Source organism: Streptomyces liliiviolaceus (assembly GCF_018070025.1).
GTDB classification, from domain to species: domain Bacteria; phylum Actinomycetota; class Actinomycetes; order Streptomycetales; family Streptomycetaceae; genus Streptomyces; species Streptomyces liliiviolaceus.
In genome coordinates this window covers 2129998-2148937 of record NZ_JAGPYQ010000001.1, presented here as the reverse complement: position 1 = coordinate 2148937, position 18940 = coordinate 2129998, and the positions used below count along the sequence as shown (strand labels likewise).

14 protein-coding genes and 1 riboswitch are annotated in these 18940 nt (G+C 70.6%); of the genes, 5 read left to right on the top strand and 9 right to left on the bottom strand.

The genetic code is table 11. The features are described from left to right. Nucleotides 1-14 precede the first annotated feature (14 nt). Nucleotides 15-596 carry a flavodoxin family protein gene (locus J8N05_RS09465; RefSeq protein ID WP_210881984.1) on the top strand — a complete coding sequence of 194 codons (582 nt, stop codon included), beginning with the start codon at nt 15-17 and terminating at the stop codon, nt 594-596. A 42-nt stretch (nt 597-638) separates the two neighbouring features. Here J8N05_RS09465 and J8N05_RS09460 read toward each other — a convergent pair whose 3' ends face one another. The 5 genes from J8N05_RS09460 to J8N05_RS09440 form a co-directional block, all read right to left on the bottom strand. Then, on the bottom strand, nt 639-1553 hold the full coding sequence (locus tag J8N05_RS09460) for an ABC transporter permease (RefSeq protein ID WP_210881983.1): 915 nt from the start codon (nt 1551-1553) through the stop codon (nt 639-641). Beyond that, entirely contained in the window at nt 1540-2550 is a 1011-nt protein-coding gene (locus tag J8N05_RS09455; RefSeq protein WP_247706214.1) for an ABC transporter ATP-binding protein, read from the bottom strand. Before J8N05_RS09455 ends, J8N05_RS09460 begins: the two co-directional genes overlap by 14 nt. A gap of 76 nt (nt 2551-2626) precedes the next feature. Beyond that, complete coding sequence (locus tag J8N05_RS09450; RefSeq protein ID WP_210881982.1) at nt 2627-3892, bottom strand: LolA family protein; 1266 nt, start codon at nt 3890-3892, stop codon at nt 2627-2629. Nucleotides 3893-4247: 355 nt separating this feature from the next. Then, complete coding sequence (locus J8N05_RS09445; protein WP_210881981.1) at nt 4248-5288, bottom strand: CHRD domain-containing protein; 1041 nt, start codon at nt 5286-5288, stop codon at nt 4248-4250. Between the two features lie 171 nt (nt 5289-5459). Beyond that, nucleotides 5460-6470, bottom strand: a complete 1011-nt coding sequence (locus tag J8N05_RS09440; protein WP_210881980.1) for a polyprenyl synthetase family protein — start codon at nt 6468-6470, stop codon at nt 5460-5462. 323 nt (nt 6471-6793) lie between these two features. On the opposite strand from J8N05_RS09440, the gene J8N05_RS09435 reads away from it, so the two are divergent. The 3 genes from J8N05_RS09435 to J8N05_RS09425 all read left to right on the top strand — a co-directional run bounded on the left by J8N05_RS09435 (nt 6794) and on the right by J8N05_RS09425 (nt 11652). Continuing rightward, nucleotides 6794-8317, top strand: coding sequence for a peptide MFS transporter (locus tag J8N05_RS09435; protein ID WP_407699892.1), 1524 nt, complete (start codon nt 6794-6796; stop codon nt 8315-8317). A 10-nt stretch (nt 8318-8327) separates the two neighbouring features. Further along, nucleotides 8328-10418 (top strand): CocE/NonD family hydrolase, encoded by a 2091-nt coding sequence (locus J8N05_RS09430; RefSeq protein WP_210881979.1) that lies wholly within the window; start codon nt 8328-8330, stop codon nt 10416-10418. Nucleotides 10419-10779: 361 nt separating this feature from the next. Beyond that, nucleotides 10780-10932: riboswitch (cyclic di-AMP (ydaO/yuaA leader) on the top strand. A 3-nt stretch (nt 10933-10935) separates the two neighbouring features. After that, nucleotides 10936-11652 (top strand): transglycosylase SLT domain-containing protein, encoded by a 717-nt coding sequence (locus J8N05_RS09425; RefSeq protein ID WP_210881978.1) that lies wholly within the window; start codon nt 10936-10938, stop codon nt 11650-11652. On the opposite strand, the gene J8N05_RS09420 is transcribed toward J8N05_RS09425, so the two are convergent. The 3 genes from J8N05_RS09420 to J8N05_RS09410 all read right to left on the bottom strand — a co-directional run bounded on the left by J8N05_RS09420 (nt 11646) and on the right by J8N05_RS09410 (nt 15400). After that, nucleotides 11646-12563, bottom strand: coding sequence for an HAD family hydrolase (locus J8N05_RS09420; RefSeq protein WP_210881977.1), 918 nt, complete (start codon nt 12561-12563; stop codon nt 11646-11648). The two genes, J8N05_RS09425 and J8N05_RS09420, sit on opposite strands and share 7 nt — an antisense overlap. A 218-nt stretch (nt 12564-12781) precedes the next feature. Beyond that, the gene (locus J8N05_RS09415; RefSeq protein WP_210881976.1) at nt 12782-13990 is read right to left on the bottom strand and encodes an FAD-dependent oxidoreductase; all 1209 of its coding nucleotides are present in this window, start codon (nt 13988-13990) and stop codon (nt 12782-12784) included. A 138-nt stretch (nt 13991-14128) separates the two neighbouring features. Further along, nucleotides 14129-15400: a carboxylate--amine ligase gene (locus tag J8N05_RS09410; protein ID WP_210881975.1), complete on the bottom strand. Its 1272-nt coding sequence runs from the start codon at nt 15398-15400 to the stop codon at nt 14129-14131. A gap of 194 nt (nt 15401-15594) precedes the next feature. Here J8N05_RS09410 and fahA point away from each other — a divergent pair, with 194 nt between their 5' ends. Then, nucleotides 15595-16845, top strand: a complete 1251-nt coding sequence (gene fahA / locus J8N05_RS09405) for a fumarylacetoacetase (protein ID WP_210881974.1) — start codon at nt 15595-15597, stop codon at nt 16843-16845. Between the two features lie 92 nt (nt 16846-16937). Here the strand turns inward: fahA and recQ are convergent, their stop codons facing one another. After that, nucleotides 16938-18929, bottom strand: a complete 1992-nt coding sequence (recQ, locus tag J8N05_RS09400) for a DNA helicase RecQ (protein ID WP_210890103.1) — start codon at nt 18927-18929, stop codon at nt 16938-16940. Nucleotides 18930-18940: the final 11 nt, after the last annotated feature.

The following is an 18940-nucleotide window of genomic DNA, read 5'->3' as shown; positions in this document are numbered from 1 at the left end:
ATGACGGAGCCCTCATGACCCGCCACTTCCTCTTCCTCCTGGGCAGCAGCCGCGGCAACGGCAATACGGAACTGCTGGCCCGCAGGGCCGCCGAGCAGCTGCCCGCCGATGTCACCCGGCGCTGGATCGATCTGGCCGAGCACCCCCTCCCCGACTTCGAGGACCTGCGCCACGACAGCGACCACGTCCGGCCGTCCGGCGACCACCGGGCGACGCTCCTCGACGCGACGCTCGCGGCGACGGACCTCGTCATCGCCTCACCGCTGTACTGGTACTCCGTGTCCGCGTCCACCAAGCGCTACCTCGACCACTGGTCGGGCTGGCTGCGCACCCCCGGCATCGACTTCAAGGAGACGATGGCCGGCCGCACCCTGTGGGGCGTCACGGCGCTCGCGCACGAGGAGGAAGAGGTCGCCGGTCCCCTCATCGGCACCCTCAACCACTCGGCCGCCTACCTGGGGATGCGCTTCGGCGGCGTCCTCCTCGGCAACGGCAGCAAGCCCGGGGACGTACTGAACGACTCCGGTGCCCTGGCCGCCGCCAAGACGTTCTTCGCCCAGGAACCCCCGCTCGCCCGCTTCCCCTACGAGAGTTGAGCCGGCTCCGAGGGCCGGCTCCGAGGGGCCGCTTGCCGCTCGCTACGCGGTGATGTCCTTCGCCGTGAACCGCGCCCAGGCCGCCGCGCCGAACACCGCCGCGTACAGCGCCTGGAGTTCCAGGTTGCGTATCAGGTCGTCCCAGTAGACGGGGTCGCGCATGAGGTCGGCGAAGGACAGCCAGTAGTGCGAGAAGATGTACGGCTGTATCGCGTGCAGCTGGGGGATCTGGTCGAGGATCTGCACGGTGATGAGCAGACCTACGGTCGTCGCCATCGCCGCGATCCCGCTGTTCGTGAGCGTCGAGACGAACAGCCCCAGCGCAGCGATCCCGACCAGCGACGCGGCCACGATCAGCGCGATCAGCAGGGCCCGGCCCAGCCCCTCGCCGAAACTGATACGGGTGCCGGAGATCGTCGTCAGCTCGCCCAGCGGGAACAGGAGCGCGCCGACGACGAGCGCCGAGGTCGCCACGACGAGGGTGGCGATGACGCAGAAGGCCAGCGTGGTCGCGTACTTGGTGATCAGCAGGCGTGTCCGGCCCGCCGGTGCGACCAGCAGATAGCGCAGCGTCCCCGCGTTGGCCTCGCCCGCGATCGCGTCGCCCGCGATGACGCCGACCGCCATCGGCAGGAAGAACGGCAGCGTGGCGGCCAGCGCGGTGAACACCAGGAACAGTCCGTTGTTGGTGATCTGCGCGATGAACGCGGGCCCCTCTCCCCCGCCGCCTCCGGCGGACGACCCGTCGCTCGTCTCGATCTTGACCGCGATGCCGACGAGCACCGGCACCGCGGCGAGCACCCCGAGCAGTGCGATCGTCCGCCAGCGGCGGAGCGTGGTGGCCAGTTCGTTGCGCAGCAGTCCGAGGGTCCACAGCGGGCTCGGCGCCCGGCCCGCGGCGGCTCCTCCCGTGCTCTTCTCCGTCGCCGACGGCTCGGCGGTCTCAGCCCGCGACATCGAAGCCCTCCCCGGTGAGCGCCACGAACGCGTCCTCCAGCGAGGCCCGTTCGATCCCGAAGCCGCGGACGCGGACGCCCGCCGTGACCAGTGCCGCGTTCACCTCGGCGAGCTCGCGGTCCGGTGGATCGGCGCTCACCCGGTCCTCGGCAACCACGACATCGCTCAGCCCCTGCTCCTTCAGCACCCGGGCCGCGTCGCCCGGATCGGGTGTGGTCACGACGAGCCGGCTGCGCGCGCCAGCCGCCAGCTCGGCCACCGGGCCCTGGGTGATCAGCCGGCCCTGCGCCATCACCGCGGCGTGCGTGCAGACCTGCTCGATCTCGTCGAGCAGATGCGAGGAGAGGAACACGGTCGTGCCGTCCGAGGCCAGCTCACGGACCAGGGCGCGGATCTCCCGCATCCCCTGCGGATCGAGTCCGTTGGTCGGTTCGTCCAGCACGAGCAGCTTCCGGGGCTGCAGCAGCGCGGCAGCGAGCCCGAGCCGCTGCTTCATCCCCAGCGAGTAGGCCTTCGCCTTCTTGCCGGCGGCGGCCGTCAGCCCGACCCGGTCGAGCGCGCTCGCCACGCGCGTGCGCCGGGTGCGCGGGTCGGCGGCCGGGTCGGCGGAGTCGTACCGCAGGAGGTTGTCGCGGCCGGAGAGGAAGCCGTAGAGCGCGGGGCCCTCGATGAGCGCGCCCACATGCGGGAGCACGGCCGCCGTGGCGCGCGGCATGGGCCTGCCCAGGACGCGGGCCGTGCCGGAGGTCGGCTCGATCAGCCCCATCAGCATTCTGATGGTGGTGGTCTTGCCCGAGCCGTTCGGTCCGAGGAAGCCGAAGACGCTGCCCGCCGGGACGGCCAGGTCGAGGCCGTCGACGGCGAGCTGTCCACCGCGGTAGCGCTTGGTCAGCGCGCGGGTGGCGATCACGGTGTCACCCGTGTCACCCGTGTCACGTGGGGCCTTCGTGCCGCCCTCACCCGTCGTGTGCCCGTCCGCGGTGGACAGTTCCGCCATCGACTCCCTCACTTCGCCTTGCCCTCGGGGACCCGCGGTCACGGGGCCGACGGGTGTCGGCAGGTGACGGCGGGACCTACTTCGCCGCGTCGGCCGCCTTCACCAGCGCGTCCTTGGTGACCGCGCCCGCGTAGACCTTGCCGTCGTCCGTGATCAGCGCGTTCACCAGGCGGGTCGAGAAGACCGTGCCCGAGCCGAACTCGCCGCTCACCTGGTCGCCCAGCGAGTCCAGGAACCGGCCCGCGTCGCCCCCGCCGGAGCCCTCCGACGGCAGGCCCTCGCCGCCGGTGTCGAATTGGGCGATGGAGCTCCAGCCCTCGCCTATGACGTTCAGGCCCTGGAACTCCTTGCCCAGGTCCTCGCCGCCCTTGCCGCTTCCGGGACGGGCCTTGTCCCCCTTGTCCACGTCGCCCCTGCCCGCCGGGCCGCCGGACTTCGACTCGTCGCCCTCGGTGACCTTCGCGCCCTTCGGCGGGGTGAAGTCGAAGGTGGAGGCGGCCGGCCTGGAGAAGTCGACCTTGGTGAAGCCCGCGTCGACGACGGCCGCGCCGCCGCTCGCCGGGGTGAGGGTGAACTTCAGCGGCAGGCCGGTCTTGGCGTCCACGGCGATGGAGATCGCGCCGACCGTCGAACCGGACTGCTTCGGCTCGATCAGCAGCTTGTAGGCGTCCCGCCCGGCGATCCGCGCCGTACCGTCGACGGTCACGGACGTCGTGTCGTCCGACGCCTTCAGCGCCTCCTCGGCCAGCTCCTTGGGCGTGGCCGGCACATCTCCGGACCTGCCCTTCGCCCCCTTCTCCGCGGAGTCGGAGGAGGCGGCGGCGTCCTTCACGTGGTAGGCCTCGTTCGACTTGCTGTCGTACGCCCACACCTCGTCGCCGTTGTGGATCACGCTGTACTCGGCGGCCTTGTCGAGGAGCGACAGCTTCTGCTTGTCCTCGCCGTCGGACGCGACCCGCAGGGTGTGCGTACCGGACGCCAGTTCCATCAGCTTGGACGAGGGGTCCGCGGACGAGCCGTCGCGCCCGCCGCCAGTGGCAGCCCCGCCGAGGCTGCTCTCCAGGCCGCCGAGGTCCGGCAGGCCGAGGTCCGTGCTGATCTTCACCGTGCCGGACAGCTGCTGTACGTCCGAGGCGGCGATCTTCTCGATGAGCTGCTGGGCGCTGACCTTCGGCAGGTCGGGGTCGCCGGAGCCCGCGAACGCCGGGACCAGCCCGATGGTCGCCGCTGCCACCCCCACCACCGCGACGGGGACGACATACCGCGCGGCCTTCTGCCGGCCGCCGCGCCTGTCGTCCGCCTCGTCCTCGGTCGTGCTGTCGTCGGATCCGTACGGTGCCATGTGTGCCCTACCTCCGTTGTCGGCGGCGGCTAACCGTCCACGCACTCGTCCACCCTGGCCGCCATTGTCACCCGAACTGCTGTGAAGTGGTGTGTCCCATCTGACCAAATCGGTCGGCCGAAAGCGTCAGACCTCGGAGCCAACTCCTTGTACACCTGGGGTATGACATGGGTGGACGGCGCCGCCCCCCCGACCCGTAGGGGTCGCGCGGGGAGACACCGTCCGTGTGACTCGCCGGGGCACGCTGAAACCCTTCGCCCGCCCTCGGGGGCCTTCTCTTCGCCTACCGGTTCACGAACGCCTCTCCGTTCACCGGTTGCTACCGGTTCACGAACGCCTCTCCGTTCACGGGTTGCTACCGGTTCACGAAGACGTAGTCCGCCCCGTACGGCACTCCCACGATCGTCCCCACCTTGCAGGAGCCGGCCGGGGCCACCCCGCCCACGGTGTTCAGGCGCAGGATCTCCGCCGTGCCCGCGAGCAGACCCCGGTGCTTGCCGGACTGCGTGGCCCTGAGGTCCAGTTCGGGGATGTTCCTGTCGCCGTTCGGGGTCTTGGAGATCAGCGCACCGGTCACCGCGCTGCGGTCGGCCGCGATCCACTGCGGAGTACCCGAGTTGGGCTTCACGAACGAGTGGGCGATGGGCCCGCCGAGCACGGCGCTCACATCACGCTGCGCGAAGGCCTTGGTGCCGTCGGCCGACTTCTTGCACTCGTAGATCTGCTTGCCCTTGATGACGGAGGCCTGGAAGTTGTTCAGCGCGTGCCGGAAGTCGAAGTCCGTGGTGACCTTGTGGAGCTGGCCACGGACGGCGCCGCCCGGGAACTCGGCGGTGTGCAGGTTGGCGTAGAAGCTGCCCGGGTCGGCCTTCAGCTTCCCGAGCAGGGCCGCGTCCTTCACCTTGACCGTCCCGGTGACCGTGCGTCCCCGGGCGTCGTCCAGCAGCTTGGTGAAGTCGACCTTGACGCCGCCGTTGACACCCTTGGCGCCCTGGTGGATGTGGAGCATGACCGGCTTGCCGGTGCCGCGCCACTTGACGGCGACGGACACCTTGTCGCCCTTGACCTTGACGAATTCGAGCGCCGCGCCGTCCTTGTCGCCGACGGCGGGGCCGCCCTGGACCGGTACCTCGTTCGCGCCGTTCAGGCTGGCGGCGAGGATGGTGCCGCCCTTGCCGCCGGCGAGCGAGCCGCTCCGCACCCCGATGGATCCTTCGCCGTGACCCGCGTGCGCCGCGCGATCCGCGCCCTTGCTCGAATGCGCGCCCCTGCCGGAGCTGCCGCTGTCGGCCATCGCGGGAAGCACGGCGGCGGCGACACCGGCCGCGGCGGCCACCGCGACACCGGTCATGACGAGCTTCCTGCGGCGCTGTGCGAACGTGACGATCGTCCCCATGATTCTTTTTCTCCCCGTAATCCCGCCGACGCCCCCTGCGTCGGCCTCTGCACGGATTACGGAACGAATCTCAGACTGGACTTAATCCAGATGTGTGACCTGCGCCACACGGCGAGGGCCCACCATCGGACGATCGCGCCGCAAGCGGAGAGAGCGGAAGAGACCCGCAGGTCAGCCCGCGCGGTGCACCACCGCGTCGCACAGCTCCACCAGAGCCGCCTTCGCGTCGCACTCCGGGAGCGGCGCCAGCGTGGCGCGGGCGTCCTCCGCGTACCGCACGGTGTCGCGGCGGGCGTGGTCCAGCGCGGGGTGGACGCGCAGCCTGGCCAGCGCCTCCGCGTGCCGGGCGTCGTCCGTCAGGTCGGAGGCGAGCAGTTCGGCGAGGGCGATGTCCTCGGCGAGTCCCCGCCGCTCGACGCGCTCACGCAGCCGCAGGACGGGCAGCGTCGGAATGCCCTCGCGCAGATCGGTGCCCGGGGTCTTGCCGGACTCGTGCGAGTCGCTCGCGATGTCCAGCACGTCGTCGGCGAGCTGGAAGGCGACACCGAGCCGCTCCCCGTACTGCGTCAGCACGTCGACGACCGTCTCGTCGGCGCCCGACATCATCGCGCCGAACCGGCCGGCCACGGCGATCAGGGAGCCGGTCTTGCCGCCGAGCACGTCCATGTAGTGGTCGACCGGGTCGCGTCCGTCGCGCGGTCCCGCCGTCTCCAGGATCTGGCCGGTGACCAGCCGCTCGAACGCCTCCGCCTGGACCCGTACGGCCTCGGGGCCCAGGTCGGCCAGGATGTGCGAGGCGCGCGCGAAGAGGAAGTCGCCGGTGAGGACCGCGACCGAGTTGTCCCAGCGGCTGTTGGCGCTGGGCACCCCGCGGCGCACGTCCGCCTCGTCCATCACGTCGTCGTGGTACAGCGTGGCGAGATGGGTCAGCTCGACGACGACCGCCGAGGGCACGATCCCCGGCGCGTACGGATCACCGAACTGGGCGGCGAGCATCACGAGCAGCGGCCGGAACCGCTTGCCGCCCGCGCGCACGAGGTGCTGCGCGGCCTCCGTGATGAACGGGACCTCGCTCTTGGTCGCTTCGAGCAGTCCCTCCTCGACAGCCGCCAATCCGGCCTGGACATCGGCTTCGAGAGCCTGGTCCCGCACGCTCAGCCCGAACGGCCCGACGACGGTCACGAGGGTCTCCTGTCTGCTGACGCTCTCAACGGCGGTCTCTGGATGCTCTGGGTGTGCTCTGTGCTGTGGGTGTTTGTCGATGTGTCGCTGCTGGCACTCAAGTCAGCGTATCCGGTCGTCTTTCGATCACGATGAGCGCCCGCCCGTCACCTGCCACCACCCTGCCGGACACCCGCCGGCTGATCCCTTTTGCCCCTTCGGTCAGGCCGGGCGGTATCGAACCACGGAGGGTATGTTCGTGATCTGTCGATATGACCGAGAACTGATGGATAGCTCCTGAAAGAGGATGGCTTTTCAGGACGTGGTGCGGGAAGTGGTGGATCTTGTCCCACAGTGCGATCGAAACCGGCTCCGCACCCGATCCGGAGCCCGGGGACGAGCCCCCGGACCCCGCGGACGACCACGCCTTCTTCGGCCAGCCCAGGGGCCTGCTGACCCTGTCCGGGCTTGAGGTCTGGGAGCGCTTCTCGTTCCTCGGGATGCAGGCGATCCTCGTCCTGTACTTCGCGGACACGGTCGCCCACGGAGGCCTGGGCATGTCCGCCGGAACGGCGGCCTCCGTGTCGGCCGCGTACGGGACGCTGGTCTATCTGGTCTCGGTGGCCGGCGGCTGGCTCGCCGACCGGGTCCTCGGCTCCTACCGGGCGGTCCTGTGGGGCGGGATCCTGATCGCCTGCGGCCACTACGCGATGGCGGTGCCCACCGCCGCGGCCACCTGGGCCGGCCTCGGCCTGATCAGCGCGGGCACGGGCCTGCTGAAGCCGAACGTCGCCACCATGGTCGGCAAGCTCTACCGCACCGACGACGACCGCCGCGACGCCGGTTTCGCGCTCTACTACATGGCCATCAACACGGGCGCCTTCGCGGGACCGCTGATCACCGGTTGGCTCGGCGACCACCGGGGCTGGCACTGGGGCTTCTCCGCGGCGGCCGTCGGCATGACCCTCGGTCTGATCCAGTACGTCGCGGGCCGCCGTCACCTGGCCGGACGCGGACGGGCGGCCGAGTTCGCGCTGCCGCCCCGCGCCATGCGCCGCGCGGTCCGGCTGATCGTCCTGGGGCTCCTCGTCGCGGCCGTTCTCGCGGTCATACTGGCCCTCTCCGGAGTGCTCACCATGGACCGCTTCGTGGACCTGCTGACGCTGATCTCGGTGATCGCGCCGGTGGTGTACTTCGCGGTGATGTTCCGCAGCCCGCGGGTGACCCCCGAGGAACGGGGCCGGCTGCGCCCGTACATCGTGCTCTTCCTGGCCTCCACGGTCTTCAACTTCATCCTCTTCCAGGCGTACTCGACGATGATCCTGCTGGCCGCCTCGAACGCCGAGACGACGATCCTCGGCTTCGACTTCCCCGCCGGCTGGTACGCGTCCGCCCTGGGCGCCTTCGAGGTCGCGCTGGCCCCCGTGGTGGCCGCGCTCTGGGTGCGGATGGGGCACCGCCAGCCGCACGCCTCCAACAAGATCGCGTTCGGCGTGGTGCTGGGAGGACTGTCGTTCCTGCTGATGGCGCTGCCGACCTCCGGCCACGACGGCGACGACTACCTGATGTCCGTCTGGTGGATCGTCGGCTCGTACTTCCTGCTGGGGCTCGGCGACATCCTCCTGGAGACCTCCGGCATGTCGGCCACCACGAAACTCGCCCCGAAGGCCTTCGCCAGCCAGACCATGTCCCTCTGGTTCCTCTCGCTGGCCCTCGCCAACGGCATCCAGGCCCAGACCGTGAAGCTCTACGACGACGTCTCCAAGCCCGCGTACTTCGGTGTCAACGGCGCGATCGCCGTGGCCGCCGGTCTGCTCGTGATCGCCGCGGCGCCCTGGCTGCGCCGCACGATGCACCCCGTCCACTGAGGTGACACCCATGCGCATCCGTACGTCCTTCCCCTGCGAGACGTTTCACGAGGACATCCGCGTTCCCCTCGCGGACGGAACCAAGCTCTACGCGCGCGTGTGGCGTCCCGTCACCGAAGAACCCGTACCGGCACTGCTCGAATACCTCCCCTACCGGCTGACCGACTGGACCGCCCCGCGCGACTGGCAGCGCCACCCCTGGTACGCGGGCCACGGCTACGCCTCCGTGCGCGTGGACGTCCGCGGGCACGGCAACTCCGAGGGCCTGCCGGGCGACGAGTACTCCGCGACGGAACTGGCCGACGGGGTCGAGGTCGTCGAGTGGCTCGCCGCCCGGCCCTGGTGCTCCGGCAAGGTCGGTATGTTCGGCATCTCCTGGGGCGGCTTCAACTCCCTCCAGATCGCGGCCCTCGCACCCGAACCGCTCAAGGCCGTCGTCACGGTCTGCTCGTCGGACGACCGCTACGACAACGACGTGCACTACATGGGTGGTTCCGTACTCGCCGTCGACATGCACGCGTGGGCGGCGACCATGCTCGCGTTCGTGGCGCGCCCGCCCGATCCCGCATACGTGGGCGGGTCCTGGCGCGATCTGTGGGTGCAACGACTGGAGTCCGTCGATCCGTTCCTGCACACCTGGCTCGCCCACCAGACGAGGGACGAGCAGTGGCGCCGCGGCAGCGTCTGCGAGGACTACTCGGCCATCCGGGCGGCCGTGCTCGCGGTCGGCGGCTGGCACGACCCGTACCGGGACACCGTGCTGCGCCTCGTGGAACACCTCCCGCCGGACCGCGTACGCGGCCTGATCGGGCCCTGGTCGCACCAGTACCCCGACCGGGGGCTGCCGCCGGGCCCCGCCATCGGCTTCCTCCAGGAGACGCTGCGCTGGTGGGACCACTGGCTGAAGGACACCGGGACCGGGACCGGCACCGAGACCGACACCGGCTCCGACAGCGACAGCGACAGCGGCTCCGGCTCCGGCTCCGGCTCCGGCTCCGGCTCCGGCTCCGGCTCCAGGGTGATGTCCGAGCCGCTCCTCCGCTCGTACGTCAGCGACTCGCACCCTCCCGCGACGGTGTACCCGGTACTGCCCGGCCGCTGGGTCGGCGATCCCGCCTGGCCCTCCCCCCTGGTCGCCCACGTCCCGTACGCGCTCCAGGGCGCCCCCGTGGTGGTGCGCTCCCCCCAGCACACCGGGCTGGACGCCGGCCGCTTCTTCCCCTTCGGCAACGACGCGGACCTGCCGCCGGACCAGCGGGAGGAGGACGCGCGGTCGGTGTGCTTCGAGTTCGAGGTCCCGGAGGAGATCTGGGTACTGGGCCGCCCGCGCGTGCGCCTGAGGCTCACCTCGCCGGTGAAACGTGGACATGTAGTGGCCCGTCTGTGCGACGTGGCACCCGACGGCTCCTCGACCCTGGTCACCCGAGGAGTCCTGAACCTGACAGCCCGTCACGGCCGTGACCAGGTGGTCCCCTGGGAACCGGACTCTACGGAGGATGTGCTCTTCGAACTGAACGGCATCGGCCACGCCTTCCCGCCGGGCCATCGCATCCGGCTCGCCGTCTCCTCCGCGTACTGGCCATGGATCTGGCCCCAGCCTGGCTCGGAGGCGGGCTTCACCCTCACCCCGTCGGGCAGCGTGCTGGAACTCCCGCTCCGCGCCCAGGAGTCGGACCCCGCCATCGTCTTCGAGGAACCGGAGCAGTCGGCTCCGCTGGGCGTGAACTTCCCCGCCACACTGGACGAGCCGCGCCCCGAACGCCTCGTGGTCCGCGATGTCGCCAAGGGTGAATGGCGCCTGGAAGTGGATCCGCGGTACGGCGGCACCCGTGTCTATCCGGACGGTCTCGAATTCACCGAGGACGCGCTGGAGACATACACGATCAATGAGGCGGACCCGTTGTCCGCGCACACCAGGTCCGACTGGTCCGTCCGGCTGCACCGGCCGGAAATGCCGTGGGACGCGAGCGTCGAGACACACTCCGAAATCACCTGCGACGAGACGGACTTCATCACCTCGAACGAAGTGATCTGCAAGGACGGCGACGAAGTGGTGTTCCACCGCACCTGGGAGAAACGGATTCCGCGTACGGCGGGTTGAGCCGGGCCGAGTTCGCCGAGTTCGCCTGCCCCTGGAACCGCCCACGGCGACCGGCATCCCGCCCGCATTCGGCGTCGACAGAATATTGCGTATCACCTTTTTTATGGACATTGGCCGCCCGCGCCAGTGAATTGAGTCACGCCCGCGCGAAGTGATCGTTTTTCCGGTCCCGCCGATTTCCCTTTGCGGAAAGCAAGTTGAACTTCGCCTTCCGCTTTGATCAAGAGATATTCGCCCGACATGGCAGTTCAAAGCCGTCGCTGCGCGAATTCGGGGCTTGTTCACGGCATGTGCTCTCGCATACGTTCACGTCACTCCGGACGGATCGCCTAATCCTGCCGCCGCCCGGAAATCCCAGTCATCCATTCACTCGCGTACGGCAGGAGCGGGGGACCCAGGTAAGCCGCCGGACCGGAAATCGGAACGGCTAGGGGTCAAGTCGCGCACACCACGCGGCCGGGCATCTCCAGTCCGAACCCGACAGCTCACCTCGCAGGCGCCGGAGAGGACATTCGCCATGCCCGCACGAGGCAAGCACCGCCGCCCCAGAAACAGCACCCTCACCCGTGGCATCGTCGCCGCCGGGACGGGCGGAGCCGCGCTCGCGCTCCCCCTCGTGGGGGCCACCGGCGCCCAGGCCGCCACCCCGAACGCGGTCCCGCAGGTCTCGCTGGTCACCTACAAGGTGGTCGAGGGCGACACCCTGTCCAAGATCGCCAAGGCGCACACCACGGGCGACTGGAAGAAGCTGTACAAGGCCAACCGCGCGGTCATCGGCGACGACCCGTCGACCATTCGGCCGGGCCTGAAGCTGACCGTGGGCACGAAGAACGGCGGGACCTCGGCGAAGACCGCCACGGCGTCCAAGGCCTCCACGGCGTCCGCCGTCACCCCTGCCTCGGCGAAGACCTACACGGACGACCTCGACGGCTGGATCAGGGAGTCGCTGGACGTCATGGCCCAGCAGGGCATCCCGGGCACCTACGACGGCATCCACCGCAACATCATCCGCGAGTCGTCGGGCAACCCGCAGGCCATGAACAACTGGGACTCCAACGCGGTCGCCGGTACGCCGTCGAAGGGGCTCCTGCAGGTCATCGACCCGACCTTCTCGGCGTACCACGTGACCGGTACGTCGCTGGACCCCTTCGACCCGGTCGCCAACATCACGGCGGCGTGCAACTACGCCGCCGCGCGCTACGGCTCGATCGACAACGTCTTCGGCGCCTACTGACCGACGCCCGAGCGGGCCCCCGGACCGGCCTGCCGGCCGACCCGGGGGCCCGTCCGGTCGGTGCGGTCGGTGCGGTCGGTGCGGTCGGTGCGGTCGGTGCGGTCGGTGGAGAACATGCGCTCCAGGACCACCGCGATGCCGTCGTCCTCGTTCGAGAGGGTGATCTCGTCGGCGACGGACTTGAGTTCGGGATGCGCGTTGGCCATGGCGACCCCGCGCGCCGCCCAGTCGAACATCGGGATGTCGTTCGGCATGTCCCCGAAGGCGATGGTCTGCGCCGACGTCAGGCCCAGCCGGCCGGCGGCGAGGGCGAGGCCCGTGGCCTTCGTGATGCCGCATGGCTGGAGTTCGACGGTACCGGGCCCGGACATCGTCACGGTGGCGAGGGAACCGACCGCTCCACGGGCGGCGGACGCCAACTCGTCGTCGGAGAGCAGGGGATGCCGCAGCAGCACCTTACTGATGGGCCGGGTCCAGAGGTCGTCGCGCCGCGGCACCCGTACCGCCGGCAGCGTCGGGTGGGGCATCTCGTAACCCGGCTCGATGAGCGTGAGTCCGTCGACGCCGTCCTGGTCGACGGCCGCGTACACCTCACCGACCTCCGCCTCGATCTTGCCGAGAGCCACCTCGGCCAGCTCACGTTCCAGTGTGACGGACCACACCATGCGGTCCGCGCCGGCGTCGTACAACTGCGCGCCCTGTCCGCACACCGCGAGCCCCTGGCTGCCGAGTTCGTCCAGCAGTGGCCGTACGCGCGGAGCGGGGCGCCCCGTCACGACGAGGTGCCGGGCGCCTGCCCCGACCGCCATCGCCAGCGCCGCGCGCGACCGGTCCGAGAGGGTGTCGTCGCCGCGCAGCAGCGTCCCGTCCAGGTCAGTGGCGATGAGTGAATATGCAATCGGTGGGGCCATGATCAGAGAATACGGATCGAATCCCCCAGCGACTCGACGGGAACCGGACGTCGTCCGGCACCTCGACCGCCCCACACGTCGTCGCGGGCCTCAGCAGACCCCTGGAGTTCAGGTCGATCCCATGACATATCGGCCACTGTGCCGACCCGATTCACGCCCCTTTCCCGACCGCCCGCGTGCGCCCGCGCGCTCCCACCGCGTGCGTTCGCGCCCCTGGTTCAGCGGTGCCGTGCCGCCAGATGCCGGACCAGCCGCGGCGAGGCGAACTCCGTCCCGCACACGAACCGCATCACCGGCCCGTACGAGGCCGCGGCCGGCAGTCCGGTGAAGTACAGACCGGGCACGGAGGAGCTGAATCCGGCGCCCAGCCTCGGTGTTCCGCGGCTGACGGCCAGCCGGGTCCGCAGCTCATGGCCGAGGAAGTCCATCGCGGCGAGGTCGACGCGGTAGCCGGTGGCGGCGACGATGTGGTCCGCGGACAGTTCCTCGACGCGGCCGCCGAGGGTCCGGACGGTGAGGGCGGGCCGCCCGGCCGTCTCCCCGGAGGCGCGCAGGATCCGCGCCACCTCGTTCACCCGCACTTTTCCCTCGAACCGGTCGCGCAGCCACCAGGCGCCGAGGGGGCCGAGGACGCTGCGGACCAGGAAGTGCCGGATTCCCGGCGGCAGATGACGGTACGGGTGCGGGTAGTAGGTGAGGGCCCACAAGGACCAGGCCCGGCCGAAGGGTGACTCGGGGCGCAGCAACGGCTGCTGCCACGGGGGCGCGCCGAAGTCGACAGACCCCTTTCCGCGCGCCACCACGCGCACCTGTGCGCCCGCCTCGGCGGCGAGCGCCGCCGTCTCCAGGGCGGACTGGCCCGCGCCGACGACGATCAGTTCCCTGCCGGAGAACCGGGACAGGTCGTGCAGTTGCGAGCTGTGCGAGACGGGGCCGGTGGGCGTCGGCCCGTCGGGCGCGGCCCCGGCCAGTTCGCGGGGCAGATGCGCGAGGCCGGACAGACCGGTCGCCACGACGACCGCCCGCGCGGTGAACACCTCCCCCGAGTCCAGCTTGAGTTCGAAGCCCCGCAGGTCGGAGCGGCGGTCGACCGAGACGACGCGCACCCGTTCCAGTTCCGGCACGAGCCGCTGCCGGAACCACTCCCCGTACGCGACGAACGTCTCGACCGGGATGATGTCCTCGTCCGTGACCAGGCGGGGAACGCCCGCCGCGTCGCAGTAGTCGACGAGGTCGTGCCCCGGCTGCGGGGCGTCGATGTTCGAGGCGGCCGGCGTCGATTTGAGGAGCATCCCCTGGGGCATGTTCGCCCGCCAGCTCACCATGGGTTCACCGAACACCCGTACCGGAATGCCGCGCGCCCTCAGATGCGCGGCGGTGGACAGGCCGAAAGGCCCGGCACCGATCACTGCCACCGGCTCCATCACGAAGTCCCCTCCCCAGAACGCCACTTCGTCATTGCTCGATCACCCCGCACCCGCCCTCCCACGGCTGCGGGCCCCCTTCTCCTCTGCTCCGCCGGCCCGTCGTGGTCCGGCCGCGGTCCGGCTGCGGTCCGGCCGTGGTCATCGGTGGCCGGATGCCACCCGGGCTCCGCGGCGGCCGTCCCTCCACAGCTGGTACAGATGCTTCGCGCCGGGCCGTACGAAGCGCGCGAGCATCGTGAAGAACGGCCGCAGGTCGTCCGCCGCCAGCCACGCCAGCTCCGTACCGCTCGGGCGGTCGGGAGCGTGCGGGGTCGTATAGCCGCTGCGGCGGTACGCGAGCAGGGCCGGCAGGTCGATGTTCTCCACGATGTAGCGCCGGCCGGCGAGCTGTTCCCCCTCCGGAACGGCCCGTCCGGTCAGATCCAGATGCATGGCGCGGATGACGTCGATCCCCGACTCGTTCTCGAAGAGCCGGAACTGGGCGCCCATCCGCGGATTGAAGTCGAGCAGTTTGTACCGGCCGTCGCGGCGGTCGAAGCGCAGATCGAGGTCGACGACGCCGCTGAAGCCGATCTGTTTGATGAACCGCGCCGCCAGGTCCGCCAGTTCGGGGTTGTCGACGACGTACGCGTTCGCCGTCATGCCCGCGTGCGGGGGCCAGGAGCGGACCTTGACGCCGGTGAACATCGCGAGCGGCGCCGAGTCCGCGTCGAAGTAGGCGTGCACGATCCAGTCCTCGGCGTCCTCCCGCGGCAGATACTCCTGAAGGATGACGCCCGGCGGCTCACCCCAGTCGCGGGCGAGCCGTAACAGGCCCTCCTGGGTGGCGATGCGCGTCGTCCCGTGCACGGCCGGCCGCGCGCGGCGCACGAACGCCTCGCGGTTCTTCGCCACGAGCGGGAACCTCGCCTTCGCCGCGAAGTCCTCGATCTCCCCGTACGACTCCGGGAACGCCGCCTCCGGGCTGGGTACGCCGTGCTCGACGCAGAGCTCGTGCAGTCCCTGCTTGCTGGCCAGGCGCCGGGGCAGCCCGGCCGCCACCCTGGGGAACAGAAAGCTTCCCGTGAGTTCGGCCTGGTGCTCGGCGATCAGGACCACGGCCTCCTCGTCGGTCGGGATGAGGACCGCGGGGCGGCCGATCCCACGCCCGACACGCAGCAGCCCCTCGACGAGCCGCTCCGCCCGCTCCGTCCCCGTGGTCGGCCAGACGAACGCGCGCCGCAGATGGCGCGAGACCGCGGCAGGCGTGTATCTGTCCTCGGTGATCGCGTACATCGGCACGCCCAGCCGGCCGAGGCTGCGGATCGCGCCCACTCCGCCGTGATGGAGCGGGTAGTCGCCGAACTTCACGATCAGGCCGGGTACTTCCCGATCCGGATACAACGGCACGCTGGCAGTGCTTTTGGCCACGGGTCCCCCCACGTGTCCCACACATCCCTGGACCCGGACCCACCCCGTCCGTGCCCCCCTGAAGGAAGCTAAGCCGGAATGAACCCCTCCGACCCCACCCTTAATCGGACATTGCGAACTCTTTAGACACTGCCCTCAGGCCGCGCCTCCCCGTAACGTGTGCTCCACCCACACGGAAAGCGAGGCAGCACCCCATGCCCCCCTTCGATGTCCCCGAGGGCGATCCCTTCGGCCCGCACAATCTTCCGTACGGCGTCTTCTCCCTGAACAACGCCCCGGACGGCTCCCCGGACGGCGCCGGTCGCCGGAGTGTGGGCGTGCGGCTGGGCGACCACGTCCTGGACGCGGGGGCCGCCGCGGTGGAACTGGGCTCCCCGTACGCCGCCCTGCTCGCCCGCCCCACCCTCAACCCGCTCCTCGCGGCCGGCCGCACGGCGTGGTCGGACGTCCGGCGGGCGCTCACCGCGTGGGTGACGGTGCCCGCCCACCGCGAGACCGTCGCGCCGCTGATCCACCCGCTCTCCGAGGTGACCCTCCATCTCCCCTTCGAGGTGGCCGACTACGTCGACTTCTACGCCTCCGAGAACCACGCCCGGAACGTCGGCCAGATCTTCCGGCCCGACGCCGAGGACTCCCTCACCCCCAACTGGAAGCACCTGCCCATCGGTTACCACGGCCGGTCGGGCACGGTCGTGGTCTCCGGGACCGACGTCGTACGCCCCGCCGGCCAGCGCAAGGCCCCGGCGGACCCGGCGCCGGTCTTCGGCCCGTCCGTCCGACTGGACATCGAGGCGGAGGTCGGCTTCGTCGTCGGCACGCCCTCCCCGATGGGCACGCCGGTGCCGCTGGGCGACTTCCGCGACCACGTCTTCGGCCTCTGCCTCCTCAACGACTGGTCCGCGCGCGACCTCCAGGCCTGGGAGTACGTCCCTCTCGGCCCCTTCCTCGGCAAGTCCTTCGCCACGTCGGTGTCGGCCTGGATCACTCCGCTCGACGCGCTGGAGGACGCCCGGGTCGCGCCCCCGGCGCGCACGCACCCCCTCCTGCCCTACCTGGACGACACCTCCGAGGACGCCTCGGAGGACCCGGGCGGCTACGACCTGCGCATCTCCGTCGCCGTCAACGGACATGTGGTGTCCGAGCCGCCGTTCTCCACGATGTACTGGACGGCCGCGCAGCAGTTGGCCCACATGACCGTGAACGGGGCCTCGCTGCGTACGGGTGATCTGTACGGGTCGGGCACGGTGAGCGGGGCCTCTGACGGGGAACGGGGGTCGCTCCTCGAACTGACCTGGAACGGCCGGGACGTTCTCGAACTCCCCACCGGCAAGCGGACGTTCCTGGAGGACGGGGATGTCGTGACGCTGACGGCGTGGGCTCCCGGCCCTGACGGCACGCGGGTCGGTCTCGGTGAGGTGACCGGGCGCGTCGTGGCGGGCGCGTAGCCGTACGCCTGCGGCGAGCTTGTTCGTAGCTGCGGGCCGGTGGGGGCTTGTCGCGCAGTTCCCCGCGCCCCTTCAGGGGCGCGGGGCGCCCGCTACATCCAGTCCTCCGGTTCCGGCTCCGGTTCCATTTCCGGCCAGTGGAGGTCGGGGTCTCCGTCGCTGCGTCGCTCAGGGGTCGGCTCCTGGGTGCCCGCGGGCTTCTCCAGGGACGCCAGGACACCGACCACGCCCTCCCCGTACGTCGCGAGCTTCTTCTCGCCGATGCCGCTGATGCCGCCCAGCTCCGGGACGGAGGTGGGCCACAGGGTGGCGATCTCGCGGAGCGTCGCGTCGTGGAAGATGACGTACGCCGGGACTCCCTGTTCCTTGGCCTGGCCCGCGCGCCAGCTGCGCAGCGCCTCGAAGGCGGGGAGCAGTTCGGAGGGCATCTCGGCCGCCGCGGCCGCCGCCTTGGCCTTGCGCTCGGCCCGGCCGGAACCGGACGAGGAGGACGAGCCGCGGGACGTCGCCGGCTTCGGCTGCTCCTTGCGGAGCGGCACCTCCCGCTCGCGCCGCAGCACCGTGCCGCTAGCCTCCGTCAGCACCAGCGTCCCGTAGGCGCCCTCGACCGCAAGGAGGCCCTGGGCCAGCATCTGCCGGACGACACCGCGCCACGCGCCCTCGTCCAGCTCCTCGCCGATACCGAAGACGGACAGCTGGTCGTGGTCGAACTGGATGACCTTGGCCGTCTTGCGCCCGAGCAGGATGTCGACGATCTGGATCGCCCCGAACTTCTGCCCCCGTTCACGCTGCAACCGCACCACCGTGGACAGCACCTTCTGCGCCGCGACCGTGCCGTCCCAGGTCTCGGGCGGGGCCAGACAGGTGTCGCAGTTCCCGCACGCCTCGGCCACGTCGTCCTGGCCGAAGTAGGCGAGCAGCTGACCGCGCCGGCACCGGGCGGTCTCGCACAGCGCGAGCATCGCTTCGAGATGCGCGGCGGCCCGGCGGCGGAACGCCTCGTCGCCCTCGCTCGACTGGATCATCTTGCGCTGTTGTATGACGTCGTTCAGGCCGTAGGCCATCCAGGCCGTGGACGGCATTCCGTCACGGCCCGCGCGGCCCGTCTCCTGGTAGTAGCCCTCGACGGACTTGGGCAGGTCGAGGTGGGCGACGAACCGGACGTCCGGCTTGTCGATGCCCATGCCGAAGGCGATGGTCGCGCACACCACCAGGCCCTCCTCACGCAGGAACCGCGACTGATGGGCGGCGCGCGTGCCCGCGTCGAGGCCCGCGTGGTACGGCACCGCCGCGATGCCGTTGCGGGCGAGGAACTCGGCCGTCTTCTCCACCGAGTTGCGCGACAGGCAGTACACGATGCCCGCGTCGCCCGCGTGCTCCTCCTTGAGGAAGGCCAGCAGCTGCTTCTTGGGGTCGGCCTTCGGCACGATCCGGTACTGGATGTTGGGCCGGTCGAAGCTGGCCACGAAGTGGCGGGCGTCCGGCATGCCCAGACGCTCGGTGATCTCCGTGTGCGTCGCGTGCGTGGCCGTCGCGGTCAGCGCGATGCGCGGGACGTCCGGCCAGCGCTCGCCCAGCAGGGAGAGCGAGAGGTAGTCGGGACGGAAGTCGTGGCCCCACGAGGACACGCAGTGCGCCTCGTCGATGGCGAAGACGGAGATGTCGCCGCGCTTGAGGAGGTCGAGCGTGGACTCCAGGCGCAGCCGCTCCGGCGCGAGATAGATCAGGTCGAGCTCGCCCGCGAGGAACTCCGCCTCGACCGTGCGCCGCTCGTCGAAGTCCTGCGTGGAGTTCATGAACCCGGCGCGCACGCCCAGTGCCCGCAGCGCGTCCACCTGGTCCTGCATCAGCGCGATGAGCGGGGAGACCACCACCCCCGTACCCGGTCTGACCAGGGCCGGAATCTGGTAGCAGAGCGACTTTCCGCCGCCCGTGGGCATGAGGACGACCGCGTCCCCGCCGCTCACCACATGCTCGATGACGGCTTCCTGCTCGCCGCGGAAGGCCTCGTAACCGAAGACCCGGTGGAGCGTTCCGAGCGCTTCGCTCTCCGCCACCTCTGTCATCACACCCGTCCCGCCCATCGTCCCGTCCC